This is a genomic window from Quadrisphaera sp. KR29, from assembly GCF_052644995.1.
Genome location: NZ_JBQXXG010000006.1, coordinates 194758 through 221589 on the forward strand (window position 1 = coordinate 194758; position 26832 = coordinate 221589).

Sequence of the window (26832 nt, forward strand, 5' to 3'; positions counted from 1 at the left end):
ACGGGCGCCCGGGCCCGGCTGTCGGGGGTGGCGCCTAGCGTCCGCGGGGTGGCGCTTCCCGCACCCTCCACGCTCCCCCTGTGGGACGACGACGCCGGCGACGGCGGCGCGTCGCCGTCCGCAGCCCTCGCCGCGCTCGGCGGCCTGGACCCCGGCACCGGCCTGCACGAGGTCGACTTCGTCGTCGTCGACCTGGAGACCACCGGCGCCTCCGCCGCCACCTGCGCGATCACCGAGGTCGGCGCCGTCCGCGTGCGCGGCGGCGAGGTGGTGGCCGAGCTGGGGGCGCTCGTGCGCCCGCCGGGGCCCATCCCGCGCGAGATCACCGCGCTCACGGGCATCTCCGACGCGATGGTGGCCGACGCGCCGAGCATCGGGCAGGTGCTCGCTCCGCTGCTCGAGCTGCTGCGCGGCGGCGTCCTCGTGGCGCACAACGCCCCCTTCGACACCGGCTTCCTGCGGGCCGCGTGCGCGGCGACCGGGCGGGAGTGGCCGGCCCCGCCCGTGGTCGACACGCTGCGCCTGGCCCGGGCGGTGCTGGCCCGCGGCGAGGTGCGCGACCACAAGCTGGGCACCCTGGCGCGCCACCTGTCCGCGCGCACCACCCCCACCCACCGCGCCCTCGACGACGCCCGGGCCACGGTCGACGTGCTGCACGCCCTGCTCGCCCGGGTGGGCTCCCTGGGGGTGACCACCCTGGGGGACCTCGTGCAGGTGGCCCCCGCGGTGCCGGAGCAGGTGCGGCGCAAGCGCACCCTGGCCGACGGCCTGCCCTCGGCGCCCGGGGTGTACCTGTTCAAGGACGCCGGCGGCCGGGTGCTCTACGTCGGCACCAGCGGTGACCTGCGGGCCCGGGTGCGCAGCTACTTCACCGCGGCGGAGAAGCGCACCCGCATGGCCGAGATGGTGCAGCTGGCCACCTCGGTCACCCCGGTGGTGTGCGCCACCCCGCTGGAGGCGCAGGTGCGCGAGCTGCGCCTCATCGCCGAGCACGACCCCCACTTCAACCGGCGGTCGCGGCGGCCGGAGCGGCTGCCGTGGGTCAAGCTCACCGCGGAGCCCTACCCGCGGCTGTCGGTGGTGCGGGAGGTCCGCGACGACGCCGGCGCCGGTGCCGCCTACCTCGGCCCCTTCAGCTCCTCCCGGTCCGCGCAGGCCGCGGTGGAGGCCGTGCAGGACGCCCTGCCGCTGCGCCGGTGCTCCGCCCGCCTGCCGCTGCGGCCCGCGGCGGGGGCCGCGGCCTGCGCGCTGCACGAGATCGGCAGGTGCGGTGCGCCGTGCACCGGCGCCGCGTCCCCGCAGGCCTACGGCGAGGTGGCCGAGCTCGCGCGCGCGGCGCTCACCGCGGACCCGGCGCCGGTCGTCGCCGCGGCGCGGGCCCGGCTGGCGGCGCTGGCCGCGGCCGAGCGCTACGAGGAGGCGGGGGTGGTGCGGGACAGGTCGCTGGCCTTCCTGCGCGGCGCCGCCCGCGCGCAGCGGCTCGCGCCCCTGGCGGCGGCCGCGGAGGTGGTCGCCGCCCGGCGCCGCCCGGGAGGGGGCTGGGAGCTGGTGGTGGTGCGCCACGGCCGCCTGGCGGGCACCACCACCACCCCGCCCGGCGCGGACCCCCGCCCCGCGGTGGAGGCGCTGCGGGCCACCGCGGAGGTGGTGCCCGCCCCCGCGCCCCCCGCGCCGGCGTGCTCGGCGGAGGAGGCCGAGCGCGTGCTCGCCTGGCTGGAGTCCGAGGGCGTGCGGCTGGTCAGCGTCGAGGGGACCTGGGCGTGCCCGGTGCGCTCCGCCATCGGCACCGCGCCGGGCACCGCGCTGGGCACCGCGCTGGGCGGCGGGACGGGCTGAGTGGTGGGATGTGACGGTGATCACCGCCATCGTCCACGTCGACGTCGAGGTCTCCCAGGTGCCCGAGGCCGCGTCGGCCATCGCCGACGTCGAGGGCGTCAGCGAGGTCTACTCCGTCACCGGTGACACCGACCTGGTCGTCATGGTGAGGGTCTCCCAGCAGGACGCGCTGGCCGACGTCATCGCCGACCGCATCGGCAAGGTGCCCGGCGTGCGCGCCACGCGCACCTACCTGGCCTTCCGCGCCTACTCCCGGCACGACCTGGAGGCGGCCTTCGCCATCGGCGCCGACGACTGACCGGACCGGCAGGTCAGCTCGAGGTCGCGGCCACCCAGCGCTCGAGGACGGCGGCCGCGGCGCCGCTGTCCACGGCGGCCGCGGCCACGGCCAGCTGGCGGCGCAGCGCTCCGTGCAGGTCGCCGTCGCCATCGCCGTCGCCGAGGCTGCCGTCGGCGGCGGCGAGCGCCGCCGCCGCGTTGAGCAGGACGGCGTCGCGGACGGGCCCGGGCGAGCCGGCGAGCACCGAGCGGGCCACCGCCGCGTTGTGGGGCGCGTCCCCCCCGGCGAGGTCGGACAGCTGCGACGGCGGCAGGTCGAGGGCGCGCGGGTCCACGGTGAGCTCCTCCACCCGGCCGCCGGTGACGCGCCAGGCCGCCGACGGCCCGCTGGTGGTCAGCTCGTCCAGGCCGTCCTCGCCGCGGAAGACCAGCGCCCTCGTCCCGCGGCCCGCGAGCACGCCCGCCACCAGCGGCGCGAGCCGCGCGTCGGCGACCCCGACCGCCGCCGCCCCCGGGCGCCCGGGGTTGGTCACGGGGCCCAGCACGTTGAAGGCCGTCGGCACGCCGAGCCCCGAGCGGGCCTCGGCGGCGTGGCGGAAGGCGGGGTGGAAGACGCGCGCGAAGGCGAAGGTGATGCCGACCTCGCCGGCGACCTCGCCGACCCGCTCGGGCGGCAGGTCCAGCCTGACGCCCAGCTCCTCGAGCAGGTCGGCGGACCCGCACTGGGAGGAGGCGGCGCGGTTGCCGTGCTTGACCACGGTGCGCCCGGCGCCCGCCACCACCAGGGCGGCCATCGTGGAGATGTTGACGGTGCTCGTGCCGGTCACCGACCGGTCCCCGCCGGTCCCCACGACGTCGACGGCCGCCGAGGGCGGGCCGGCGGCCTCGGGCAGGCGCAGCGGCACGGCGCGGGCCAGCATCTCGTCGGCGAGCCCGGTCAGCTCCGCCACCGTCTCGCCCTTGGCGCGCAGGGCGACGAGGAACCCGGCCAGCGGCACCGCCGGCGCCTCCCCGGACATCACCCGCGCCATGGCCCAGGCGCAGTCCTCGGCGGACAGGTCGCGGCCGGCGACCAGCGCCGAGATCAGGGACGGCCAGGTGCGCGCCCCGGGCGCTCCGAGAACTGCCACGGCGCCACCCTGCCAGGTGGGCGCGGTGCCGCCGTGACCGGATCGTGTCCCGCCAGGGGGCGCCCGGCGGGTCCCGACCGCTGCGCCGGGCGGGCCGGACCCCATAATGGCGCCGTGTCGAGCACAGCAGCCCTGCCGCACGCCCCGGCGGCCGTCAACCGGCCCGACCCCGTGTCGGTCGGGACCATCGTCTGGCTCTCCAGCGAGCTGATGTTCTTCGCGGGCCTGTTCGCGATGTACTTCACGGTGCGGGCGGTGGTGCCCGAGCTGTGGCAGACCGAGCCGCAGCTGTTCAACATGCCGTTCGCGATCACGAACACGACGATCCTCGTGCTCAGCTCGCTGACCTGCCAGTTCGGCGTGTTCGCCGCCGAGCGCTACCAGAAGGCGCGCACCGGCTCGCTGCTGCAGGTCAACCGCTGGGGCATGCGCGAGTGGTACGTGCTGACGTACCTCATGGGCGCCTTCTTCGTCTCCGGCCAGGTCTTCGAGTACGCCGAGCTGGTCCACGAGGGGCTGACCATCGCCTCCACCCCCTACGGCTCGGTGTTCTACCTGGCCACCGGCTTCCACGGCCTCCACGTGACCGCGGGCCTGCTGGCCTTCCTGCTGGTCATCGGGCGCAGCTTCGCGGCGCGGCGGTTCGGCCACCAGGAGGCCACCAGCGCCGTGGTGACGAGCTACTACTGGCACTTCGTCGACGTGGTGTGGATCGGCCTGTTCTTCATCATCTACATCCTGCGGTGACCGCCGTGAGGCTCATCACGTCCCCCGCGCCCCCTGTCGCGCCAGCCCCCGAAACGTTGAGGATGTCCTCGTGAAGGCTCTCGCCGCCCGCCGCCGCCACCCCCTGGGTGGGGTGGTCGTGATGCTGCTGGCGCTGCTCGTCGTCGGCGGCGCCTACTCGGTGCTGACGCCGTCGACGGCCAGCGCCGCCGCGGCCAGCACCGAGGACGTCCAGGCGGGCCGCGAGCTCTTCCTGGCCAACTGCTCCAACTGCCACGGCCTGCAGGCGCAGGGCACCGAGTTCGGGCCCACCCTCATCGGCGTCGGCGCCGCCTCGGTCGACTTCCAGGTCGGTACCGGCCGCATGCCGCTGTCGGCCAACATGCCGCAGGCGATGGACAAGCCGGTCCAGTTCTCCGACCAGCAGATCGCCCAGATGGCCGCCTACGTCGCCACGCTGGCGCCGGGCCCGGCCATCCCGCCGGAGGAGTTCCAGAGCTTCACCGACGACCCCGAGCGCATCTCCAAGGGCAACGAGCTCTTCCGCACCAACTGCGCCATGTGCCACAACGTCGTGGGCGCCGGCGGCGCGCTGACCCGCGGCAAGTGGGCGCCCAACCTCCAGGACGTCTCGGCCAAGCACGTCTACGAGGCGATGCTCACCGGGCCGCAGTCGATGCCGGTCTTCAACGACGCGAACATCACGCCGGAGGAGAAGCAGGACATCGCCAGCTACCTGCACTTCGCGGGCACCGAGCCCTCCCCGGGCGGCCTGTCGCTGGGCTCCCTGGGCCCGGTCTCCGAGGGCCTGTTCGTGTGGGTGGCCGGCATCGGCGCCCTCATCGGCTGCGCCATCTGGCTCGGGGCGAGGGCCTCGTGAGCCGGCTCCCCACCACCAGCACCGACACCCGGGAGGACCGGCCGTGAAGGACTCCCCCACCACGGGCCACAACGACGCGGGCCCCAGCCACGGCGGTCCCGGCACCGACCTGGCGGCCCCCGAGGGCGCGCCGCTGGAGAACCGCTTCGCCAACCCCGGCCTGCCGGCTCACCGGTTCCGGACCGCGGACACCGACCCCAAGGCCGCGAGGAACGCCGAGCGCCAGGTCTCCACCATCTTCCTGCTCTCCGCGGTGGGCACGATCGTGTTCCTCGTCGGCTACTTCGCGCTGCCCATCGACGAGGACAAGAGCTTCGGGCGCCTGCAGCTGTCCACGCTGGTGCTCGGCCTAGGGCTGGGCTTCGCGATCTTCTGCATCGGCATCGGCCTGGTCCACTGGGCGAAGACGCTCATGCCCGACCACGAGCAGGTCGAGCTGCGGCACGACATCCGCGGCACCGACGAGGAGCGCCGCGAGGCGGCGAACATCGTCCTCGACGGCGTCGAGGAGAGCGGCGTCATGCGCCGCACCGTCATCCGCAACTCCCTCATCGCGGCGCTGGGCATCCTCCCGATCCCGGCCGTCGTGCTCTTCCGCGACCTCGGCCCGCTGCCCGGCACCGTGCTGCGGGAGTCCCTGTGGGACGAGGGCGTCCGCCTCACCCGCGACCCCGACGGCACCCCCATCCGCGCCGCCGACGTCACCTTCGGCTCGGTCTTCCACGTCATCCCCGACGGCCTGGCCGAGTCCGAGCACCCCATCGAGGAGAAGGCCAAGGCGGCCGTGCTCCTCATCCGCATCCAGCCCGAGGAGGTGCAGCCCCTCGAGGGCCGCGAGGGCTGGGACTACGGCGGCATCTACGCCTACTCCAAGATCTGCACGCACGTCGGCTGCCCCGTCGCCCTGTACGAGCAGCAGACCCACCACCTTCTCTGCCCGTGCCACCAGTCGACCTTCGACCTGACGCAGCACTGCAAGGTGATCTTCGGCCCGGCCAAGCGGCCGCTGCCGCAACTTCCGATCACAGTGGACAGCGAGGGGTACCTCGTCGCCCAGGGCGACTTCCCGTACCCGCCGGGTCCGAGCTACTGGGAGCGAGGTGGTTCAGAGTGAGCTCGATCCTCACCGACAAGAGGACGGCGACCCTCGCCGGCTACGTCGACGACCGCGTCGGCGCCTCCAAGATCGTCAAGACCTTCGCCCGCAAGATCTTCCCGGACCACTGGTCCTTCATGCTGGGCGAGGTCTGCCTCTACACGTTCGTCGTCCTGCTCATCTCCGGGACGTTCCTGACGTTCTGGTACGACCCGAGCATGTCGCTGACCACCTACGAGGGCAGCTACGCCCCGCTGGTGGGCCAGACGGTCTCGCGGGCCTACGAGTCGACGCTGCACCTCAGCTTCGACGTCCGCGGCGGGCTCCTCATGCGGCAGATCCACCACTGGGCGGCGCTGCTGTTCGTCGCGGGGATCCTGGCGCACATGGCGCGCGTCTTCGTGACCGGCGCGTTCCGCAAGCCGCGCGAGCTCAACTGGGTCGTCGGCGCCGTGCTGGCCATCCTGGCCCTCGCCGCCGGCTTCACCGGCTACTCGCTGCCTGACGACCTGCTGTCTGGCAACGGCCTGCGGATCATCTCCGGCGTCATCCAGGCGATCCCCGTCGTGGGCACCTACCTGGCGTTCTTCATCTTCGGCGGGGAGTTCCCCGGCGAGGTGATCATCCCGCGCCTGTTCATCCTGCACGTGATGCTCATCCCCGCGGCGCTGCTCGCGATGATCGGCATCCACCTCGGCCTGCTGGTGCTGCACAAGCACATGCAGTTCCCCGGCCCCGGCCGCACCAACACCAACGTGGTCGGCTACCCGGTCCTGCCGGTGTACGCCGCCAAGGCGGGCGGCTTCTTCTTCATCGTCTTCGGCGTCGTTGTGATCATGGCGGCCGCGGTGACCATCAACCCGATCTGGAACTACGGGCCCTACGACCCGTCCCCGATCGGCGCCGGCACCCAGCCCGACTGGTACATCCTCTTCGTCGACGGCGCGCTGCGGCTGATGCCGGGCTGGCTCGGGCCGGTCCCGACGGAGTTCTCGACCTTCGGCTACGTCTGGTCGCTGAACATCCTCCTGCCGGGTGCGGTGGTGCCGGGCCTGATGATCGGCGCGCTCTTCCTCTACCCGTGGCTGGAGCAGTGGCTGACCGGTGACACCCGCGAGCACCACCTGCTCGACCGTCCCCGCAACAAGCCCACCCGCACCGGCCTGGGCGTGGCGGCGCTGACCTTCTACGTCGTGATGGCGCTGGCCGCCACCAACGACCTGGTGGCCACGCACTTCCACATCTCCATCAACGACATGACGTACGTCCTCCGTGCGCTGTTCTTCGTGGGCCCGCCGCTCGCCTTCTGGGTGACCAAGCGGATCTGCCTGGGCCTGCAGCGCCGCGACCGGGAGCTCGCGCTCCACGGCCGCGAGACGGGCCGCATCGTGCGGACCGCCGACGGCGAGTACTTCGAGGTGCACGAGCCCCTCGACGTCTACGAGCGGTGGAACCTGGTCCAGCACGAGCAGGACCTGCTCGTGCCGCTCCCCCAGGGCAAGGCCGGACCGCTGGACAAGGTGCGCGCCCGGTTGTCGGCGTTCTTCTTCGAGGACACCGTCGCACCGGTCACCCCGAGCGAGCTCGAGGCCGCTCACGCCCACGACGAGGGCCACGGGCAGGCCATCGAGGGCGACACCGAGCCGGCTGCCGTCGGCGCCACCGGGCAGGGGCTGGAGACCAGCCACGGCCGGTAGGTCGTCCTGAGGCGCTCACCGCGCCGCTGACGCCCGTCCACGAGGGGCGGGTCCCGGAGGAACCGGGACCCGCCCCTCGTGGCGTCTGCGGCCCTTCTGGTCCTCCGCGTGCGCCGCCGTGGCGCACCGCCGGCGGCTGGACCGTCGGGTAGGGGTCCGCTCCAGCCGACGGCGGCTGCCCCACCCCCCTCTCGCACTTTCCGCGGAAAGTGCGCCTCCTAGACGCCGGGCAGAACGCTGTCCGCGGAAAGTGCGTAGCAGAGCCCGGGGAAGGTGGCCGGCTGCGCCGCTGGGGCGGATCCCCAGCCGTGGCGCAGCGGGCCGTCGGAAGGGGCCACCGCAGCCCTCCTGCAGGCCGCTCCTCGCGCGCCCCGGGCGGGCAGCGCTGCACGAGCTCGCCCTCGCCGTCAGCCCGCCGTCGTCGTCCTCGGCTCGGGCGCTGACCCGTCCGGGACGCCGGCAGGTAGACCGCCCTCGAGCGGGGCGAACTCCTCCGAGGTCGTCGCAGAGGGCCTGCAGAGGCTTTCTGCGGCCCTCCACCGGCGTGGTGCGCAGCCAGGCGCCCGGCTGCGGCACCCGGCCCTCCTGGTCGCGCAACCGAGCGCCCGGCTGCGGTACCCGGCCCTCCAAGTCGCGCAACCGAGCGCCCGATTGCCGTACCCGGCCCTCCTGGTCGCGCAACCGAGCGCCCGGCTGCGGTACCCAGGCCTCAGGTAGCGCAACCGAGCGCCCGGCTGCGGTACCCGGCCCTCCAAGTCGCGCAACCGAGCGCCCGGCTGCGGAGCGGGGCGGCGGCGAGCGGGCCGAGGCGCGGCGCCACGGACGACGAGAGGGGCCCCGGAGCGCATGCTCCGGGGCCCCTCATGTCGGGTGGGCGCTGCGTCAGTGCGCGTGCGCCCCGCGGTAGAACTCGAACAGCCACCCCACCAGCGCCACGAGCGCCAGGATCCCGCCGAGCAGGGACAGCCACCAGCCGACCGCCAGACCCACGATCACGAAGGAGATCGGGACGGCGATGAACAGCGGCCACCAGGAGTGGGGCGGGAAGACGCCCTGCTCGCCGGCGCCGTCGGCGATCTCGCCGAAGGCGTCGTCCTCGGGACGGGGGTCGATGCGGCGCGACGTCAGCCACAGGTAGGCACCCATGAGGCTGGCCAGCCCGCCCGTGAGGAAGAGGCAGACGGTGCCCACCGGCTCCCAGCTGGACAGGACGCCGTAGACGACGGCCAGCGGCAGGAAGAAGAAGGCGCCTCCGCCAAAGGTCCAGAACTCGGTCTTCACGCGAGCCTCACTTCCCCCGCAGGTCGGGCTCGCCGACCAGCTTGTCGAGCAGGTTCTGGTCGGGGGTGGCGCGGTCGGCCGCCGCCACCTCCGGGTGGTGCAGGTCGAACGCCGGCGACTCGCTGCGGATGCGGGGCAGTGACGTGAAGTTGTGGCGCGGCACGGGGCAGGCCGTGGCCCACTCCAGCGAGCGGCCGAAGCCCCACGGGTCGTCGACCTCGACCTTGGGCGAGCGGATCCCCTTGTAGACCGCCCACAGGAACGGGATGAAGGAGGCCGCCAGCACGAAGGAGGCGATGGTGGACAGCTGGTTCATCCACGTGAACTCGTCGGTCGGCGAGTAGTCCGCGTAGCGGCGCGGGAAGCCGCGCACTCCCAGCCAGTGCTGGATGAGGAAGGTGCCGTGGAAGCCCACGAACAGCAGCCAGAAGTGCCACTTGCCGAGCTTCTCGTCGAGCATCCGCCCGGTCCACTTCGGCCACCAGAAGTAGAAGCCCGCGAACATCGCGAACACCACGGTGCCGAACACGACGTAGTGGAAGTGGGCCACCACGAAGTAGCTGTCCGAGACGATGAAGTCCAGCGGCGGGCTCGACAGGATGATGCCGGTCAGCCCACCGAAGAGGAACGTGATGAGGAAGCCGATCGACCACAGCATCGGCGTCTCGAACGTGATCGAGCCGCCCCACATGGTGCCGATCCAGTTGACGAACTTCACGCCCGTCGGCACGGCGATGAGCATCGTGGTGAAGGCGAAGAACGGCAGCAGCACCGCACCGGTGACGTACATGTGGTGGGCCCACACGGCCACGGACAGGCCGGCGATCGCGATGGTCGCGTAGACCAGCGACTTGTAGCCGAACAGGGGCTTGCGGCTGAAGACGGGCAGGACCTCGCTGATGATGCCGAAGAACGGCAGCGCGATGATGTAGACCTCGGGGTGCCCGAAGAACCAGAACAGGTGCTGCCAGAGGATGGCGCCGCCGTTCTCGGGGTTGAACACCTGGGCCTGGAAGATGCGGTCGGCGGCCAGCGCGAACAGCGCGGCGGCCAGGGCCGGGAAGGCCATGATCACCAGGACGCTCGTGATGAGCACCGTCCAGGTGAACAGGGACATGCGCCACATGGTCATGCCGGGGGCGCGCATGCAGATGATCGTGGTGATGAAGTTGACGGCGCCGAGGATGGTGCCGAAGCCGCTCATCGCCAGGCCGAGCACCCACAGGTCACCGCCGATGCCCGGCGTGAAGGAGTCGTCCGAGAGCGGGCTGTAGGCGAACCAGCCGAAGCTCGCGGCGCCCGACGGGGCCAGGAAGCCCGCCATGACGATGAGCGAGCCGAACAGGAACAGCCAGAACGACAGCATGTTCAGCCGCGGGAACGCCACGTCGGGCGAGCCGATCTGCAGCGGCATGATCGCGTTGGCGAAGCCGGCGAACAGCGGCGTCGCGAAGAGCAGCAGCATCACGGTGCCGTGCATGGTGAACAGCTGGTTGTACTGCTCGGCGGTGGCCACGACCTGCAGGCCGGGCTCGAACAGCTCGGCGCGGATGAGCAGGGCCATCACGCCGCCCAGCAGGAAGAAGATGAAGCTGGAGATCATGTACATCGCACCGATGACCTTGTGGTCGGTGCTCGTGACCCACTTGACGACGATGCGGCCCATGGACTCGCGGTCGCTGATGGCGCGCGACCTCGCTGCCGAGGCGACACCGCCCGCCTCGTAGTAGGTGGTCATCCGTTGCTCCTCCCCGCGTTCTGGCCGCCGGCGTCCTCGCCCTGCGTGTCCTCGACCTGGTCGCCGCCGCCGGGGACCTGGCTGTCCTCGCCGAGGCTGTGGGCCGGGCCGATGTCCGGACCCAGCCGGCCGACGTTGCCGGCGGCCCGCAGCTGCTCGAGGCGCTGCTCGTACTCCTCCTGCGAGACGACCCTCACCTTGAAGATCATCCGGCTGTGGCCCTCGCCGCAGAGCTCGGCGCACCGGCCGATGAACTCGCCCTCCTTCGTGGGCGTGACGCTCATGTAGTTGGTGCGGCCCGGGATGACGTCCTTCTTGTAGTTGAAGGCGGGCACGTAGAAGTCGTGGATGACGTCGCGCGCCGTCAGCGTGAGCTCGACCTGCTGGTCGACCGGCAGGTACAGCGTCGAGATGGTGCCCGGGGCCTCGAAGTCGAGCCCGTTCGGCGTGTCCTGGGCCTGGATGCCCGCGTCGTAGACGCCGGCGTCGGTGTAGTTGAAGTCCCAGCCCCAGCGCTTGCCGACCACCTCGATGTTGACGGCCGGGTCGTCGTAGCGGTTCTCGAGGATCTGCTGGTCACGGGCGGTGAAGTAGAAGAGCACGCCCACCATGAACAGCGGCATGATCGTGAAGAGCATCTCGACCGGGACGTTGTAGCGCAGCTGCGGTGGCAGGCCCGCCTCGCCGCGGCGGCGGCGGAACCTCACGACGCAGTAGAGGATCAGGCCCCACGTGACCACGCCGACCACGAGGGCGGCGATCCAGGAGCCCACCCACAGGTTCTGCGACAGCGCCGTCGTGGTGGTGGTGTCGGGCGTGGGGGGCAGCCAGCCGCGCTGGACGTCCTCCCGGACGGCGGCGGTGCAGCCGCTGGTCACGAAGGTGGCGGAAGCGGCGACGACGCCCCAGGCGGTGGCCGCCCTGGCGGTCCCCCACCTGCTCCTCGATGTCCGCGTGCGGTGCTGCTGCGACACGTGCGCTCCTGCTCGTCTGGAGGCCCTGGCGCCGCCCACCGCTGGGGCACCGCGGCGGAGGACCCGGATCGACGGCACAGTACCGCGCGGTCAGCCCACCAGCCCCGCCTGGGGCGCCCCCGCGACGGACCTGTGACCTCCCCCACTCACCAGGCGGGCTGCGGGGCGGCCAGGGCGCGGCGCAGCAGCGCGGAGTACTCCGCGCGCGGCACCTCCACCACCCCCAGGGAGGCCAGGTGGTCGGTGCGCCACTGCACGTCCAGCAGGCGACGCGGGTCGCCGTCGCGGGCCAGGACCGACACCAGCCGCACCAGGGCCACCTTGGAGGCGTCCGTGGCCCGGGAGAACATCGACTCCCCCGCGAAGAGCCCCCCGACGCCGACCCCGTAGAGCCCGCCGACCAGCCGCTCCCCCGGCCGGCCCTCCCAGACCTCCACGGAGTGGGCCCAGCCCAGCCGGTGCAGCCGCCCGTAGGCGGCGGCGACCTCGGGGGTGATCCACCGGTGCGCGCGGGAGGGGTCGGCGCACCCGGCGACGACGTCGTCGAAGGCGGCGTCCAGGGTGGTGGCGTAGCGCCGCACCGAGCGCCGCAGGGAGCGCGAGACGCGCAGGCCGTCCAGCGGCAGCACGCCGCGGGGGTCCGGGCTCCACCACCCGAGGGGCCCGGTGCCCCCGCCGCCCAGGCCCATGGGGAACAGCCCCAGCCGGTAGGCGGCCAGCAGCGTGCCGGCCTCGAGGTCACCGCCCGCGCCGGCCACCTCCCCGACGTCCTCGCCGGCCGCAGCGGCGGCCTCCAGACGCGCGAGAGCCGCCGCCAGCCCCGCGGCGAACGGGGACGGCGGCGGCTCCAGCGGGAGCGCCGTGCTCAGCGACGGCTCAGTGGAACGAGTCGCCGCAGGCGCAGCTGCTCTGCGCGTTGGGGTTGTCGATGGTGAAGCCCTGCTTCTCGATGGAGTCGGCGAAGTCGATGACGGCGCCCTCCAGGTAGGGCCGGCTCATCTTGTCGACGACGACCTCCACGCCCCCGAAGTCGCGGGCGGCGTCGCCGTCCAGGAAGCGCTCGTCGAAGTAGAGCTGGTAGATCAGGCCGGAGCAGCCGCCGGGCTGCACGGCCACGCGCAGGCGCAGGTCGTCACGGCCCTCCTGCTCGAGCAGGCTGCGCACCTTCTCCGCGGCGACGTCGGTCAGGTCGACGCCGTGCTCCTTGGTGGTGGGCGTGTCAGCCAGTTCCGTCACGGGTCCTCCTCGGCACAGGGGCTCTCTCGCCGGGTGCAACGCGGGGCGCGGCACCGCTGTTCCTGGTGTTCCGCAGCAGGCTACGCCCAGCGAGCGGCCACCTGGGCCGTCCGGGCCGACAGCGCCGGGCCCGGCGCCGCCAGCGACGCCTCGAGCTCGCGGGGGTCCTCCACCACCGCGCGGGCCAGCGCCAGCCCGCCCGCTGCCGCCTGCGCGGCGTCCAGGCGCACCTGCCCCGCGACGGCCAGCACCGGCGCCCCCGCCGCCGCGGCGACCGAGGCGACCTGCGCGACGACCTTGCCGCGCAGCGACTGCCAGTCCAGGCAGCCCTCCCCCGTGAGGACGACGTCGGCGCGCGCCGCCCGCTGCGCGAGCCCGACCGCCCGCGCGGCCGCCAGGGCGCCGCCCTCGCGGCGGCCACCGAGCACGAGCAGCCCGTGGCCCAGGCCGCCGGCCGCGCCGGCGCCCGGCTCCCGGTCGAGGCCGCGGGCCTCCGGGCAGACCTCCTCCACCGCGTCGCGCCAGGCCGCCAGCGCCGCCTCGAGGAGGGCGGCGTCGGCGGGCGAGGCGCCCTTCTGCGGCCCGAAGCCGCGCGCGGCGCCGTGGGGGCCGAGGAGGGGGACGTCGACGTCGGTGGCCGCCACGAGGTCGACGCCGCCCCAGGCGGCGCGCAGCGCCGGCAGCCAGCCCAGGTGCGCGCCGCGCAGGCGGCGCAGGGCACCGCCCCCGCCGGTGAGCAGCGGCTCGGCGGACCCCGCGAGGGCGGCCAGAGCCCCGGCTCCCCCGTCGGTGGTCGCGCTGCCGCCCAGCCCCACGAGCACCCGGCGGGCCCCGGCGGCGCGCGCGGCGGCCAGCAGCGGGCCGACCCCGGCGGTGGTGGCGGCCAGCGCGTCCCGCTCACCGGCCGGACCGGGCGGCAGCAGCGCGGTGCCGCAGGCCAGGGCCGACTCCACGGCGACGACGCGCCCGCCGTCCTCCTCGAGCACGAGGACGGGGGCGGTGACCGGGTCGCCCAGCGGCCCCGTCGTGCCCACCCGCAGCCGCCGGGAGGCCGGGGCGGCGGCCTCGAGCACGTCCAGGAACCCCGGGCCGCCGTCGGACAGGGGGCACAGGTCCACCTCGTCGCCCGGCCGGGCCGAGAGCCACCCGTCCGCGAGCGCCCGCGCGGCCTGCGGCGCGCTGAGGGTGCCGGTGAAGCCGTCGGGGGCGACCAGCACCCTCACGGCGTCACCGCCCGGCGCGGCGGGGGGCCAGGGAGTCCAGCAGCAGCGCCTCGGCGAGCAGCGCGCGCTCGAGGACGGCCAGCGACAGGGACTCGTCGTGCCCGTGGGCGCGGGTGTCGGGGTCCTCCACGCCGGTGACGAGCACGGTGGCGCCGGGGAAGGCCTCGACCAGCTCGGCGATGAAGGGGATCGACCCGCCGACGCCGGCGTGGACCACCTCCGCGGGTGAGGACAGCCCCCAGGCCCGGGCCAGGGCGGCCCGGGCGGCGTCGTAGACCGGCCCGTCCACGTCGCCCGAGAAGGCCTGACCGGTCTCGTCGAGCTCCACCTCCACGTGCGCGCCCAGCGGGGCGGTGGCCAGCAGGTGCTCGCGCAGGAGCGCGAAGGCCCGCTCGGGGGACAGGCCGGGCGGCACCCGCAGCGACAGGCGGGCGCGCGCCGCCGGGGCGAGGGTGTTGGACGCGCGCTCGATCGGGGTGACGTCGACGCCGATGACCGTCAGCGCCGCCCGGTGCCACAGGCGCTGGGCCAGCGGGCCGGAGCCGAGCAGCTGGACGCCGTCGAGCACGCCGGCGTCGGCGCGCAGCCGCTCCTCGGTGACCTCCGGCAGCCCGGCGGGCCCCTGAACGCCAGCGCCGTCGGTCGGGCGCAGGCCGGGGACGGCGACGGCGCCGTCGTCGTCGCGCAGGCGGTCCAGCAGGCGCACCAGGGCGGTGGTCGCGTCGAGCACGGGGCCTCCGTACATGCCCGAGTGCACCGCGTGGTCGAGGGTGCGGACCGTCACGGTGGCGTCCACCAGGCCCCGCAGGCTGGTGGTCAGGGACGGCACGTCGACCGACCAGTTGTCGGAGTCGGCGACGACGATGACGTCGGCGCCCAGCAGGTCGCGGTGCTCGGCGAGGAAGGCGGCGAAGCTCGGCGAGCCGACCTCCTCCTCCCCCTCCACGAAGACGACGACGCCGACGCCCCCGTCGGGACCCCACGCGGGGAGCAGGGCGCGCAGCGCGCCGACGTGGACGAGCACGCCGGCCTTGTCGTCGGCGGTGCCGCGCCCGAACAGCCGGCCCTCGCGCTCGGTGGGCTCGAAGGCGGGGCTGGTCCAGCCGTCCGGGGTGCCGGGCGGCTGCACGTCGTGGTGGGCGTACAGCAGCACGGTGGGCGCCCCGGCCGGCGCAGGGCGGCGGCCCACCACCGCCGGCATGCCGGGGGTGCCGTCGGGGCCGGGGGCGGTGAGCACGCGGACGTCGTCGAGGCCGGCGCCGCGCAGGAGACCGGCCACCGCGGCGGCGCTGCGGGCCACCTCCTGCGGCGAGGTCGCCGAGGCGCTGGGGATCCTCACCAGCGCCTCGAGGTCGGCGCGGACGCCGGGCAGGGCGGCGCGGACGGCGTCGTCGACGGTGCTCGTCATGGCACCGACGCTAGGCCCGCCGCGCTCGGCGCGCGGAGCGGGCCCGGGGGGAGCACCCTCAGCAGGTGCCCCAGGACACCGCCTCGCCGGACACCGCGCAGCAGACCGCGCAGGAGGGCTCCCCGAAGGGCGCCGGCGGCGAGAGCAAGCTCACCGTGCTGGTCGCCCTCGGCGCCAACCTGCTGGTGGCCGTCGCCAAGGGCGTGGCCGCGGTCATCACGGGCTCGGCGTCGATGGCCGCGGAGACCGCCCACTCCTTCGCGGACACCCTGAACCAGGTCTTCCTGCTCATCGCCCTGCGCGGCAGCGCCCGGCCGGCCGACAGGACCCACCCGTTCGGCTACGGGCGCGTCCGGTACTTCTGGGCGCTGCTGGCCGCCGGGTCGATCTTCGTCACCGGAGCCCTGTACTCCGCCTTCGAGGGCGTGCACGCCCTCACCTCCGGCGAGCACGACATCGAGTCCCCCGTGATCAACTACGTCGTCCTCGGGGTGGCGTTCCTGCTCGAGGGCACCTCCCTGGTGCGCGGCCTGCAGCAGACGCGCGGCGAGGCCCGCGCCCACCGCCAGACCTTCCGGGCCTTCCTGCGCACCAGCGACGACCCGACCGCCACCACCGTGGTCTTCGAGGACTCCGCGGCCCTGGTCGGCCTCCTGCTCGCCGCGGCGGGCAACGCGCTCCACCAGGTCACCGGCCACGCCTTCTGGGACGGCATCGCCTCCCTCGCCATCGCCGCGGTGCTGGCCGTGGTGGCCGTGCGCCTGGGGCTGGCCGACAAGCGGCTGCTCACCGACGTGCAGGCCGACCCGCGCCTGGTGCGCGCGGTGCTCGTGCACCTCGGCGACGAGCCGGAGGTGGAGGCGGTGGTCGACCTGCTCACCCTCACCCTGGGCACCGACTCGGTGCTGGTCTGCGCCCGCCTGGACCTGGCCGACGACCTGTCCTCCGAGGAGGTCGAGCGGGCCATGGTCCGCATCGGCGACGGGGTGCAGGAGGCCTTCGCCGACGTCGCCGAGGTCTTCCTCGAGCCGGTGCCGCGCCACGACCGGGGCGTGCGCGAGAAGGTCCGCGCCCGCTACGGGGACCGGCTGGCCGAGCTCATGGTCCACGAGGCCAGCCGCTCTTGACCTACTCTTGACCCGTGTTCGGACGGACGAAGGAGCCCACCGCCCCCGCGGCGACCGCGGAGGAGCCGAAGGGGCCGGGCAAGGGCAGGCCGACCCCCACGCGCGCCCAGCGCGAGGCGGCCAACCGCCGTCCCCTGGTGCCCGCGGACCGCAGGGCCGCCAGCGCCTCCTCCAAGGAGGCCCTGCGCGCCGAGCGCCGCCGGGTGCAGCTGGGCCGCATCAACGGCGAGGAGAAGTACCTCGCCCTGCGCGACCGCGGCCCGGTCAAGCGCTACGTGCGCGACGTGGTCGACTCCCGGCGCAACCTCGGGGAGCACTTCCTGCCCTTCGTGCTGGTCCTGCTCATCGTGCAGCTGGCCGTGAGCAGCACCGCGAACACCTCGCTGTTCGTGGCCTCCTACGCCCTGCTCTACGTGGGCCTGATCGCCGTCGTCGTCGACTCCCTCGTCCTGCGCCGCCGCGTGCGCCGGCTGGTGAGCGAGAGGTTCGGCCCCGACGCCCTGGTGCGCACCGGCGTGGTCGGGTACGCGGTGATGCGCGCCCTGCAGCTGCGCCGCAGCCGCATCCCCAAGCCGCAGGTCAGCCGCGGCCAGCGGGTCGGCTGACCGGCTGGCCCACCGGCCCCGCCGGCCTCACTCGGCGGGGCGCAGCGGCATCGGGCCGTACACGCGCGACCCGTCCCGCAGCAGCACCGCGCCCTCGGCCCCCTCGGCCAGCAGCGCCCGCCAGCTGAGCCCCACCCACGCCTCGGCGTCGGCCTGCGCGGGGAAGCCGGTCTCGGGCTGGGCGGCCCCGGCGGGGGCCACGGCGCCGCCGTCGGCGTCCTCGAAGGCCCACGTCCACCGGGTCTGGGCCTGGCTCGCCGCGCCGCTCATGCGGCCACGCTAGATCGCCCTGCGAGGATGGCGCGCGTGGGGCTGGGAGGCGGGCCGAGCGAGGCCGACGACTACGAGTGGGTCGACCTCGCGGCGCTGCGCGCCCGCAGGCCCCGGCGGGCGGCCTCCCCGGCCCCCGCGACGGGGAGCACCCCGTCCGGCGCCGACCCCGCCGCGCTGCCCGCGGCGCTGCCCGACCCGCTGGCCGACGCCCTGTGCGCCCTGCTCACCGACCGGCCCCTGTGGCTGTCGCTGCCGGTGCGCCGGGTGCTCCTGGTCGACCTCGACAACCTGCGCGCCGGCCCGGCCCGCTGGCGCGCGCGGATGGCCGCCGTGGTGACGCTCGCCCGGCAGGCCGACAGCGCCCACCTCGCCGGGCAGGCCGGCGCCGTCGAGCGCGCGCGCCCGCACCTGGCCGAGTTCGCCGCCGCGGCGGTCCCCGTCGCCGACGGCTCCGACGTGGCCGACCACGTCCTGCTCGAGGCCGCGGCCGCCGACGCCCGGGCCGCCCTGGAGGCCGGGCAGGACGGCCCGCAGGTGCTGGTGGTCAGCAACGACGGCATCTTCGCCGCGCTGGCCGAGACCGGGCCGCTGCTCGTGCTCTCCCCCGGCGTCGACGCGCTCTCGGACCGCCTCGACGACGCCGCCACCGACGTGCTCGACCTGTCGGGCCTCGAGGCCGACGTCATCGCCGGCCTGCCGGCGTGAGCGCCACCCTCGTCGCGCGGGGGCTGGCCGCCGGCCACGCCGACCGCACCCTGTTCAGCGGGCTCGACCTCGTCGTCGCCCCCGGTGACGTCGTGGGCCTGGTCGGCGCCAACGGGGCCGGCAAGTCCACGCTGCTGCGCCTGCTGGCCGGCGTGGACGCCCCCGCCGCGGGGCGGGTGTCCCTCTCCCCGCCGGACGCCGCCGTCGGGTGGCTGCCGCAGGAGCCCGACCGGCGCCCCGGGGAGTCGGTGGCCGCGCACCTGGCGCGCCGCACCGGCACCGCCGCCGCGCAGGAGCGCCTGGACGCCTCCCTGGCCGCGCTGGAGCGCGGGGACGCCGGCGCCGAGGACGCCTACGCCGCCGCCTTCGAGCGGTGGATGGCGCTGGGCGCCGCCGACCTGGAGGACCGCGTGCCGGCGGTGCTGGCGGACCTGGGCCTGGAGCTCGGCGCGGACGGCCCGGACGCCCTCATGACGTCGCTGTCCGGCGGGCAGGCCGCCCGGGTCGGCCTGGCGGCGCTGCTGCTGTCCCGCTTCGACCTGCTGCTGCTCGACGAGCCCACCAACGACCTCGACCTGGCCGGGCTGGCGCGGCTGGAGCGCTTCGTGGCCGACCAGCGCGCCGGCGTCGTCGTCGTCAGCCACGACAGGGAGTTCCTGGCCCGCACCGTGACCCAGGTCGTGGAGCTCGACCTCGCCCAGCAGCGGGTGGGCGTCTACGGCGGGGGCTACGAGTCCTACCTGGAGGAGCGGGCGGTGGCCCGCCGGCACGCGCGCGAGGCGTACGAGGAGTACGCCGAGACCCGGGCGGGCCTGGAGGAGCGCGCGCGCACGCAGCGGGCGTGGATGGACAGGGGCGTCAAGAACGCGGTCCGCAAGGCGAAGGACCCCGACAAGATCTCCAAGGCCTTCAAGCGCGAGTCGACCGAGAAGCAGGCCGCCAAGGCCCGCCAGACCGAGCGGCGCATCGAGCGCCTGGAGGTCGTCGAGGAGCCGCGCAAGGAGTGGGAGCTGCGCTACTCCATCGCCGCGGCGCCCCGGGGCTCGTCGGTGGCCGCGGTGCTGGCGGGGGCCGTCGTGCGCCGCGGCGGCTTCGAGCTCGGTCCGGTCAGCGCCCAGGTCGACGCCGGCGACAGGATCGGCATCACCGGCCCCAACGGCGCCGGCAAGACCACCCTGCTGTCCGCGCTGCTCGGCCGCGCGCCGCTCGCCGCGGGCTCGGCGTCGCTGGGCACGAGCACCCTGGTCGGTGAGGTCGACCAGGCCCGCAGGTCGCTGGACGACGACGACGGCGGGCGCGCCCCGCTGGTCGACGCCGTGCGCGCCCAGCTGCCCGACGACCCCCCGCCGGACCAGGTGCGCACCCTGCTGGCCAAGTTCGGCCTGAAGGGCGACGCCGCCCTGCGACCGGCCGCCACCCTCTCCCCCGGCGAGCGGACCCGCGCCGCCCTGGCGGTGCTGCAGGCGCGCGGGGTGAACCTCCTGGTGCTCGACGAGCCCACCAACCACCTCGACCTGCCGGCCATCGAGCAGCTGGAGGCGGCGCTGGAGGCCTACACCGGCACGCTGCTGCTGGTCAGCCACGACCGCCGGCTGCTGGAGGCCGTGCACCTGACCCGCCGCTGGCACGTGGAGGCCGGGCGGCTCACCGAGCCGTGAGCGGAGCCGCCACCGGCGCCGCGGCCTGGCTGGCCGAGGCGTGGTCGCGGGCCAGCGCCCTCGGCGCGCCGCTGCCCCTGGCCACCGCGCTGCTGACGGGCCTGGCGGCGCTGGCCGTGGTCGCGTGGGCGCCGGGGTGGCGCGCCTGGCGCACCGCCCTGGTCCTCGCGCACGAGGGCGGGCACGGCCTGGTGGCGGCGCTGGCCGGCCGGCGCCTGCGCGGGATCCGCCTGCACCCCGACGCCTCCGCCGTGACGGTCTCGGCGGGGCCCGCCCGGGGCGCCGGGGTGGTCGCGGTGCTGCTGGCCGGCTACCCCGCCCCCGCCCTGGTCGGCCTCGGCGCCGCTGCCCTGCTGGCCGCCGGCCGGCCCGCGGCGGTGCTGTGGGCGGTGCTGCTCGCGCTGGGCCTGCTGGCCGCGCAGGTGCGCGGGTGGCGGGCCGTCGGCGCGCTGGCCGCCACCGCCGTCCCGGCGGCCGCGGTGACGTGGTGGGCGCCGGCGCCGGTGCTGCAGGCGGCCGCGTCGCTGCTGGCGTGGGGCCTGCTGCTGGGGGCTCCGCGCGGGGTCGCCGAGCTGGCCCGCTCGCGCCGCGGAGGGCGCGCGCGGGGCAGCGACGCCGACCAGCTGGCGCGCCTGACCGGCGTGCCAGCAGCGGTGTGGACGGCCCTGTTCGCGCTGGTGGCGGTCGGCGCCGCCCTGTGGGGCGGCTCGCTGCTGCTGCGCCCGCCGGACTAGGTTGGGCCGGCGTGACGGACCTGCGCGCCTCGACCACCGCCCCCGCCCGCGCCGGCGCCGACGCCCTGGTGCTCGCCGTGGCCCCCGGGCCGCGCGTGCTGGGCGCCGAGGCCCTCCCCCGGCCGCTGCGCGCGGCGCTGTCCCCGGCCGCGCTGACCGCGCTGGGGGTGACGGGGAAGGCCGACGAGGTGGTGCGCCTGCCCGCCGGTGAGGGCGTGCGCGCCGGCGTCGTCGTGCTCACCGGCACCGGGCCCGTCACCGGCGCGGCGGGCGCCGAGCAGCTGCGCCGCGCCGCCGGCGCCGCCGTGCGCTCCCTGGCCGGCGTGGCCTCCGCCGCCCTCGCGCTGCCCGCCGACGACCTCGAGAGCGCCGCCGCCGTGGCCGAGGGGGCCCTGCTGGGCGCCTACGCCTACCGCGCCCAGCGGGCCCGCACCGCGGAGGGGTCGGCCGCGCCCCTGGCCTCGGTGGAGCTGCTGACCCCGCTGGCGCGCGACCGCGCGCTCGGCGCCCGCCTGCAGCGCGCGGCCGTGCTGGCCGACGCCGTGAACGCGGTGCGCGACCTGGTCAACGCCCCGCCCAACGAGCTCTACCCCGAGACCTTCGCCCGCGCGGCGCGCGACGCCGTGAAGGGCACCCGCGCCACGGTCACCGTGCTCGACGAGCAGGCGCTGGCCGCCGGTGGGTACGGCGGCATCCTCGGGGTGGGCCAGGGCTCCGTGCGACCGCCGCGGCTGGTCCGCGTCGAGCACGCCCCGTCACGGCCGCGGGCGCACCTGGCGCTGGTGGGCAAGGGCATCACCTTCGACTCCGGGGGGCTCTCGCTCAAGCCCCCGACGGGCATGGTCACCATGAAGTGCGACATGGCCGGCGCCGCCGCCGTGCTGGCCACCGTGGTCGCCGCCGCCCGCCTCGACCTCCCCGTGCGGGTCACCGGCTGGCTCGCCCTGGCCGAGAACATGCCCTCGGGCACCGCCCAGCGGCCCTCCGACGTGCTCACCACCTACGGCGGGCGCACCGTGGAGGTGCTCAACACCGACGCCGAGGGCCGCCTGGTCATGGCCGACGCCCTGGTGGCGGCGGGCGACGAGCAGCCCGACGCCCTCGTCGACGTCGCCACCCTGACCGGGGCCCAGGTGGTCGCGCTGGGCTCGCGGGTCAGCGCCGTCATGGGCGACGACGCCCTGCGCACGGCCGTGCTGGCCGCCGCCGAGCGGGCCGGGGAGCAGTTCTGGCCGATGCCGCTGCCCGAGGAGCTGCGGGCCTCGCTGGACTCCCCCGTCGCCGACCTGGCCAACATCGGCGACCGCAACGGCGGCATGCTCGTCGCAGGGCTGTTCCTGCGCGAGTTCGTGCCCGTCGGCGCCGACGGCGAGCGCCTCCCGTGGGCCCACCTCGACATCGCCGGGCCGGCCTTCAACGAGCACGCCCCGCACGGCTACACCGGCAAGGGCGGCACCGGCCACGCCGTGCGCACGCTGGTCGCCCTCGCCGAGGGCCTCGGGCAGGGCTCCCGCTAGGAGGCCCCCTCCTCCCGCCGCTTGCGCGCGGTCCACTCCCGCATCCGCTGCGGGTAGCCGGTGAGGTTGACGTCGTAGACGGGGATCCCGGTGCGGCGCGCGAAGTCGCGCGCGGTGGCCGGGTCGGGCACGCGGCGCCGGGTCCACTCCCCGTCCTGCGCCACGAGCACCAGCGTGGTGGGCGTGACGCTGGTGGCCGGCTCGACGTAGGCCTCCACGCCCGTGCGCGTCGCGGCGAACTCGGCCAGGTGCGCCGAGTCCGGGCCGGTGGGGCGGCGCCCGCCCCGCGACCCACGGGAGGACGGCCGGGACGAGGAGCGTCCCAGGCCCAGGCGCGAGAAGAGACCCACGCGGCACACGGTAACGGCGTCTGGGAGCATGACGGGGAAGCGCGGTGCGGCAGGGATGCCGCCGTGCCGCCGACACGCGAGTGGAGGAGCCTCTGGTGGCCGAGACTGTCTACGACGTCGTCGTCCTGGGTGGCGGCAGCGGCGGGTACGCGGCGGCCTTCCGCGCGGCGGAGCTCGGCATGAGCGTCGCCCTGGTGGAGAAGGACAAGCTCGGCGGCACCTGCCTGCACCGGGGGTGCATCCCCACCAAGGCGCTGCTGCACGCCGCCGAGGTGGCCGACGCCGCCCGCGACAGCGAGCAGTTCGGGGTCCGGGCGACCTTCGAGGGCATCGACATGCCCGCGGTCAACAAGTACAAGGACGCCACCATCGGGCGCCTCTACAAGGGCCTGCAGGGCCTGGCCAAGGCGCACAAGCTGACGCTGGTGGAGGGTGAGGGCAAGCTCGTCGCCCGCGACACCGTCGAGGTGGGCGGCGAGCGCTACACCGGCCGCAACGTCGTGCTGGCCACCGGGTCCTACTCGCGCTCCCTGCCCGGCCTGGAGCTCGGCGGGCGCGTCATCACCAGCGACCAGGCGCTCCAGCTCGACCACGTGCCGAGCAGCGCGGTGATCCTCGGCGGCGGCGTCATCGGCGTGGAGTTCGCCAGCGCCTGGAAGTCCTTCGGCGTCGACGTGACCATCGTCGAGGCGCTCCCCCGGCTGGTGCCCGTCGAGGACGAGGCCGCCAGCAAGGCCCTGGAGCGCGCCTTCCGCAAGCGCAAGATCGCCTTCAAGACGGGCGTGCGCTTCTCGGGGGTCACCCAGGACGACTCCGGCGTCACGGTCTCCCTGGAGTCCGGCGAGGAGCTCCGGGCCGACTACCTGCTCGTCGCCGTCGGCCGCGGCCCGGTCACCGCCGGCCTGGGCTACGAGGAGCAGGGCGTCACGGTCGAGCGCGGCTTCGTCATCACCGACGAGCGCCTGCGCACCGGCGTCGAGGGCCTGTACGCCGTCGGCGACATCGTGCCCGGCCTGCAGCTGGCCCACCGGGGCTTCGCGCACGGCATCTTCGTGGCCGAGCAGATCGCCGGCCTGAACCCCGTGCCCGTCATCGACTCCGGCGTGCCGCGCGTGACCTACTCCGACCCCGAGATCGCCTCGGTGGGCCTGTCGCAGAAGCAGGCCGAGGAGGCCTACGGCGCCGACCAGGTCGAGGCGCTGGAGTACAACCTCGCCGGCAACGGCCGCAGCCAGATCATCGGCACCCAGGGCTTCGTCAAGCTCATCCGCCGCAAGGACGGGCCCGTCGTGGGCTTCGTCGCGGTGGGGGCCCGCATGGGCGAGCAGGTCGGGGAGGCCCAGCTGATCATCAACTGGGAGGCGCTCCCCGAGGAGGTCGCCCAGCTGGTCCACGCCCACCCGACCCAGAACGAGTCGCTCGGCGAGGCGCACCTGGCGCTGGCCGGCAAGCCGCTGCACTCGCACGCCTGACCCGAGGAGACAGAACACATGCCGTCCGTGGAGATGCCGGCGCTCGGCGAGAGCGTCACCGAAGGCACCGTGACCCGCTGGCTCAAGAGCGTCGGCGACACCGTCGAGGTCGACGAGCCGCTGCTGGAGGTCTCGACCGACAAGGTCGACACCGAGATCCCCTCGCCCTTCGCGGGCACGCTCACGGAGATCCTCGTCGCCGAGGACGAGACCGCCGAGGTGGGCGCCCAGCTGGCGGTCATCGGCGACGCCTCCGAGGGCTCCTCCTCGGGGTCCGGCGGCGGCTCGGCGCAGACCGAGGCGCAGCCCGAGCCCGAGCCCGAGCCCGAGTCCGAGCCGCAGCGGGAGGCGCCCGCGCCGGCCCCGCAGGGCTCCGGCGGCGGCTCGGGCTCCTCAGGCTCCTCGGGCGGCGGCGACTCCCAGCCGGTGACCATGCCGGCGCTCGGCGAGAGCGTCACCGAGGGCACCGTGACCCGCTGGCTGAAGAGCGTCGGCGACACCGTCGAGGTCGACGAGCCCCTGCTGGAGGTGTCCACCGACAAGGTCGACACCGAGATCCCCTCGCCCTTCGCGGGCACCCTCCTGGAGATCCTCGTCGGCGAGGACGAGACGGCTGAGGTGGGCGCCCAGCTGGCCCTCGTCGGCAGCGGCGCGGGGAGCTCCTCGGGCGGCTCGGGCTCCTCGGAGGGCTCGGGCGGCTCGGGCTCCTCGGGCGACGACGACCGCGCAGCGGGCTCCCTGGCCGACGAGGTCGAGGAGCGCGCCCAGGCGGAGCAGCAGTCCCTCGGCGACGCCGAGGCGCAGCAGGCGTCCTCGCGCGGGTCGGAGGGCTCCTCCGGCGGCGCGCACCAGCAGTCCTCCTCCCGCTCCTCCCAGCAGGACGTGCCCGACCGCCAGGTCGCGCCGGAGGCCCCCGCCAGCGCCAGCGGCGCCGAGCAGGCCAGCGAGGAGTACACCTCCCCCGCCCCGCAGACCGGCGGCGGCGTGACGCCCCCGGTCGACCCGGGCACCACCGCCCCGAAGGCCCCGGCCGACGTGTCGGCCTACGTGACCCCCCTGGTGCGCAAGCTCGCCGCCAGCGAGGGCGTGGACCTGTCCACCGTGACCGGCACGGGCGTCGGCGGGCGCATCCGCAAGGAGGACGTGCTCAAGGCCTCCGAGGCCGCGAAGGCCGCGAAGGCGGAGGCGGCGAAGAGCCCTGCGCCGTCGTCCTCGCCGGCGCCCTCGGCGCCGAAGGCCCCGGCGGCGCCGAGCATCTCGGCCAAGCGCGGCACCACGGAGAAGATGACGCGCCTGCGCAAGGTCATCGCCCAGCGCATGGTGGAGTCGCTGCAGGTCTCCGCGCAGCTGACCACGGTGGTCGAGGTCGACGTGACCCGCATCGCCAAGCTGCGCGAGCGCGCCAAGGACGCCTTCAAGGCCCGCGAGGGCGCCTCGCTGAGCTACCTGCCCTTCATCACCCTGGCCGCGGTCGAGGCGCTGAAGCAGTACCCGCAGGTCAACGCCAGCATCGAGGGCGAGTCGATCGTCTACCACCCGCAGGAGAACATCGGCATCGCCGTCGACACCGAGCGCGGGCTGCTCGTGCCGGTGGTCAAGGACGCCGGTGACCTCAACCTCGCCGGCATCGCCCGCCGGATCGCCGACCTCGCCAAGCGCACCCGCGACAACAAGGTGACGCCCGACGAGCTCGGTGGCGGCACCTTCACCATCACGAACACCGGTAGCCGCGGCGCCCTGTTCGACACGCCGATCATCAACCAGCCGCAGGTGGCGATCCTGGGCACCGGGGCCGTCGTCAAGCGGCCCGCGGTGGTGGCCGGCGCCGACGGGGACGACGTCATCGCCGTCCGCTCGATGATGTACCTGGCGCTGTCCTACGACCACCGCCTGGTCGACGGCGCCGACGCCGCCCGGTTCCTCGTGGCGCTCAAGACGCGCCTGGAGGAGGGCGCGTTCGAGGCCGAGCTCGGCCTCTGAGGCCGGCAGCAGCATGAGGATCGTCGCGGCCGGCGCGTCCGGCATGATCGGGCAGCCGCTGGTGCGCTGGTGGCGCAGCGCCGGCCACGACGTCGTCAGGCTGGTGCGCCGGGCTCCCACGGCACCCGACGAGGTGCAGTGGGACCCGGCGTCCGGCCGGCTCGACCCGGCCCGCCTGGGCCGGGTGGACGCCGCCGTCAACCTGGCCGGCGCGGGCGTCGCCGACCGCCGGTGGACGGAGTCCTACCGCCGGACCGTGGTGGAGTCGCGCACCTCGGCCACCGCCACGCTCGCCCGGGCGCTGGCGAGCCTCGACGAGCCCCCCTCGGTGCTGCTCCAGGGCAGCGCCATCGGCTACTACGGCGACCGGGGCGCCGAGCCCCTGGACGAGTCCTCCTCGGCCGGGGAGGAGTTCCTCGCACGGTGCTGCGTGGCCTGGGAGGCGGCCGCGGCCCCGGCCCGGGCCGCGGGCATCCGCACCGCCTCCCTGCGCACGGGCCTGGTCATGGCTCCGCGTGGCGGGGCGTTCGGGCAGGTGCTGCCGCTGGTGCGCCTGGGGCTGGGCGGGCCCCTGGGCGGTGGGCGCGACTGGTGGTCGTGGATCACCCTCGAGGACGAGCTGCGGGCCATCGACCACCTGCTGCACGCCGACGTCTCCGGGCCCGTCAACCTCGTGGCCCCCGACCCGCGGCCCAGCGGCGAGATCATCGCCGAGCTCGCGCGGGCGCTGCACCGCCCGGCGGTGCTCCCCGTGCCGGCGGCAGCGCTGCGGGTGGCCCTGGGCGGATTCGCCGAGGAGGTCCTGGCCAGCCGACGGCTGGCCCCCGCGGCACTGCTGGCCAGCGGCTTCCGCTTCAGCCACCCCGACCTGCCGTCCGCGGTGCGCTGGACCCTCGCCGGCTGAGCG

25 protein-coding genes are annotated in these 26832 nt (G+C 75.3%); 15 read left to right on the top strand and 10 right to left on the bottom strand.

What is annotated here, in order from left to right; genetic code table 11:
* Window positions 1–48 precede the first annotated feature (48 nt).
* Both ACUN9U_RS07810 and ACUN9U_RS07815 read left to right on the top strand, forming a co-directional pair.
* Entirely contained in the window at window positions 49–1836 is a 1788-nt protein-coding gene (locus tag ACUN9U_RS07810; RefSeq protein WP_445484373.1) for a DEDD exonuclease domain-containing protein, read from the top strand.
* A gap of 16 nt (window positions 1837–1852) precedes the next feature.
* Window positions 1853–2134: an Lrp/AsnC family transcriptional regulator gene (locus ACUN9U_RS07815; RefSeq protein ID WP_445484375.1), complete on the top strand. Its 282-nt coding sequence runs from the start codon at window positions 1853–1855 to the stop codon at window positions 2132–2134.
* A gap of 13 nt (window positions 2135–2147) precedes the next feature.
* Here the strand turns inward: ACUN9U_RS07815 and trpD are convergent, their stop codons facing one another.
* Window positions 2148–3245 (bottom strand): anthranilate phosphoribosyltransferase, encoded by a 1098-nt coding sequence (gene trpD, locus ACUN9U_RS07820; RefSeq protein ID WP_445484376.1) that lies wholly within the window; start codon window positions 3243–3245, stop codon window positions 2148–2150.
* Between the two features lie 114 nt (window positions 3246–3359).
* On the opposite strand from trpD, the gene ctaE reads away from it, so the two are divergent.
* The 4 genes from ctaE (at window position 3360) to qcrB (ending at window position 7644) form a co-directional block, all read left to right on the top strand.
* Entirely contained in the window at window positions 3360–3992 is a 633-nt protein-coding gene (ctaE, locus tag ACUN9U_RS07825) for an aa3-type cytochrome oxidase subunit III (RefSeq protein ID WP_139711717.1), read from the top strand.
* A gap of 70 nt (window positions 3993–4062) precedes the next feature.
* Window positions 4063–4851, top strand: a complete 789-nt coding sequence (qcrC, locus tag ACUN9U_RS07830) for a cytochrome bc1 complex diheme cytochrome c subunit (protein WP_445484377.1) — start codon at window positions 4063–4065, stop codon at window positions 4849–4851.
* A 43-nt stretch (window positions 4852–4894) separates the two neighbouring features.
* Window positions 4895–5965: a cytochrome bc1 complex Rieske iron-sulfur subunit gene (gene qcrA, locus ACUN9U_RS07835; RefSeq protein ID WP_445484378.1), complete on the top strand. Its 1071-nt coding sequence runs from the start codon at window positions 4895–4897 to the stop codon at window positions 5963–5965.
* The gene (gene qcrB / locus ACUN9U_RS07840) at window positions 5962–7644 is read left to right on the top strand and encodes a cytochrome bc1 complex cytochrome b subunit (protein WP_445484379.1); all 1683 of its coding nucleotides are present in this window, start codon (window positions 5962–5964) and stop codon (window positions 7642–7644) included. The genes qcrA and qcrB overlap by 4 nt, the downstream gene beginning before the upstream one ends.
* An 882-nt stretch (window positions 7645–8526) precedes the next feature.
* Here qcrB and ACUN9U_RS07845 read toward each other — a convergent pair.
* The 7 genes from ACUN9U_RS07845 to ACUN9U_RS07875 all read right to left on the bottom strand — a co-directional run bounded on the left by ACUN9U_RS07845 (window position 8527) and on the right by ACUN9U_RS07875 (window position 15504).
* A complete protein-coding gene (locus ACUN9U_RS07845) occupies window positions 8527–8925 on the bottom strand; it encodes a cytochrome c oxidase subunit 4 (protein ID WP_445484380.1) in 399 nt (132 codons plus the stop codon).
* 7 nt (window positions 8926–8932) lie between these two features.
* Window positions 8933–10591 carry an aa3-type cytochrome oxidase subunit I gene (gene ctaD, locus ACUN9U_RS07850; RefSeq protein WP_445484413.1) on the bottom strand — a complete coding sequence of 553 codons (1659 nt, stop codon included), beginning with the start codon at window positions 10589–10591 and terminating at the stop codon, window positions 8933–8935.
* A 68-nt stretch (window positions 10592–10659) separates the two neighbouring features.
* Window positions 10660–11637, bottom strand: a complete 978-nt coding sequence (gene ctaC / locus ACUN9U_RS07855) for an aa3-type cytochrome oxidase subunit II (RefSeq protein WP_445484381.1) — start codon at window positions 11635–11637, stop codon at window positions 10660–10662.
* A gap of 146 nt (window positions 11638–11783) precedes the next feature.
* A complete protein-coding gene (gene aat / locus ACUN9U_RS07860; protein ID WP_445484414.1) occupies window positions 11784–12434 on the bottom strand; it encodes a leucyl/phenylalanyl-tRNA--protein transferase in 651 nt (216 codons plus the stop codon).
* Between the two features lie 79 nt (window positions 12435–12513).
* Entirely contained in the window at window positions 12514–12864 is a 351-nt protein-coding gene (locus tag ACUN9U_RS07865) for a HesB/IscA family protein (protein ID WP_445484415.1), read from the bottom strand.
* Between the two features lie 89 nt (window positions 12865–12953).
* The gene (locus tag ACUN9U_RS07870; RefSeq protein WP_445484382.1) at window positions 12954–14096 is read right to left on the bottom strand and encodes a glycerate kinase; all 1143 of its coding nucleotides are present in this window, start codon (window positions 14094–14096) and stop codon (window positions 12954–12956) included.
* Window positions 14097–14100: 4 nt separating this feature from the next.
* A complete protein-coding gene (locus ACUN9U_RS07875) occupies window positions 14101–15504 on the bottom strand; it encodes a M20/M25/M40 family metallo-hydrolase (RefSeq protein ID WP_445484383.1) in 1404 nt (467 codons plus the stop codon).
* A 65-nt stretch (window positions 15505–15569) separates the two neighbouring features.
* On the opposite strand from ACUN9U_RS07875, the gene ACUN9U_RS07880 reads away from it, so the two are divergent.
* On the top strand, window positions 15570–16631 hold the full coding sequence (locus ACUN9U_RS07880; protein ID WP_445484384.1) for a cation diffusion facilitator family transporter: 1062 nt from the start codon (window positions 15570–15572) through the stop codon (window positions 16629–16631).
* Window positions 16632–16645: 14 nt separating this feature from the next.
* Window positions 16646–17236, top strand: a complete 591-nt coding sequence (locus ACUN9U_RS07885; RefSeq protein WP_445484386.1) for a DUF3043 domain-containing protein — start codon at window positions 16646–16648, stop codon at window positions 17234–17236.
* A gap of 27 nt (window positions 17237–17263) precedes the next feature.
* Here ACUN9U_RS07885 and ACUN9U_RS07890 read toward each other — a convergent pair whose 3' ends face one another.
* The gene (locus ACUN9U_RS07890; RefSeq protein ID WP_445484387.1) at window positions 17264–17506 is read right to left on the bottom strand and encodes a hypothetical protein; all 243 of its coding nucleotides are present in this window, start codon (window positions 17504–17506) and stop codon (window positions 17264–17266) included.
* A gap of 36 nt (window positions 17507–17542) precedes the next feature.
* On the opposite strand from ACUN9U_RS07890, the gene ACUN9U_RS07895 reads away from it, so the two are divergent.
* From ACUN9U_RS07895 to ACUN9U_RS07910, 4 genes are read left to right on the top strand one after another with little or no spacing between them, the layout of a single operon-like run.
* A complete protein-coding gene (locus ACUN9U_RS07895) occupies window positions 17543–18214 on the top strand; it encodes a hypothetical protein (RefSeq protein ID WP_445484388.1) in 672 nt (223 codons plus the stop codon).
* The gene (locus tag ACUN9U_RS07900; protein ID WP_445484389.1) at window positions 18211–19872 is read left to right on the top strand and encodes an ABC-F family ATP-binding cassette domain-containing protein; all 1662 of its coding nucleotides are present in this window, start codon (window positions 18211–18213) and stop codon (window positions 19870–19872) included. Before ACUN9U_RS07895 ends, ACUN9U_RS07900 begins: the two co-directional genes overlap by 4 nt.
* Window positions 19869–20606, top strand: coding sequence for a M50 family metallopeptidase (locus tag ACUN9U_RS07905; protein WP_445484390.1), 738 nt, complete (start codon window positions 19869–19871; stop codon window positions 20604–20606). Before ACUN9U_RS07900 ends, ACUN9U_RS07905 begins: the two co-directional genes overlap by 4 nt.
* A gap of 11 nt (window positions 20607–20617) precedes the next feature.
* A complete protein-coding gene (locus ACUN9U_RS07910; protein ID WP_445484391.1) occupies window positions 20618–22123 on the top strand; it encodes a leucyl aminopeptidase in 1506 nt (501 codons plus the stop codon).
* On the opposite strand, the gene ACUN9U_RS07915 is transcribed toward ACUN9U_RS07910, so the two are convergent.
* Entirely contained in the window at window positions 22120–22473 is a 354-nt protein-coding gene (locus tag ACUN9U_RS07915; protein WP_445484392.1) for an oxidoreductase, read from the bottom strand. The two genes, ACUN9U_RS07910 and ACUN9U_RS07915, sit on opposite strands and share 4 nt — an antisense overlap.
* A gap of 95 nt (window positions 22474–22568) precedes the next feature.
* On the opposite strand from ACUN9U_RS07915, the gene lpdA reads away from it, so the two are divergent.
* Genes lpdA through ACUN9U_RS07930 form a run of 3 tightly spaced genes read left to right on the top strand, consistent with a single transcriptional unit; the run spans window position 22569 to window position 26829 of the window.
* Window positions 22569–23945, top strand: coding sequence for a dihydrolipoyl dehydrogenase (lpdA, locus tag ACUN9U_RS07920; protein WP_445484393.1), 1377 nt, complete (start codon window positions 22569–22571; stop codon window positions 23943–23945).
* An 18-nt stretch (window positions 23946–23963) separates the two neighbouring features.
* A complete protein-coding gene (gene sucB / locus ACUN9U_RS07925) occupies window positions 23964–25925 on the top strand; it encodes a 2-oxoglutarate dehydrogenase, E2 component, dihydrolipoamide succinyltransferase (RefSeq protein ID WP_445484394.1) in 1962 nt (653 codons plus the stop codon).
* 13 nt (window positions 25926–25938) lie between these two features.
* Window positions 25939–26829 (top strand): TIGR01777 family oxidoreductase, encoded by an 891-nt coding sequence (locus ACUN9U_RS07930; protein ID WP_445484395.1) that lies wholly within the window; start codon window positions 25939–25941, stop codon window positions 26827–26829.
* Window positions 26830–26832: the final 3 nt, after the last annotated feature.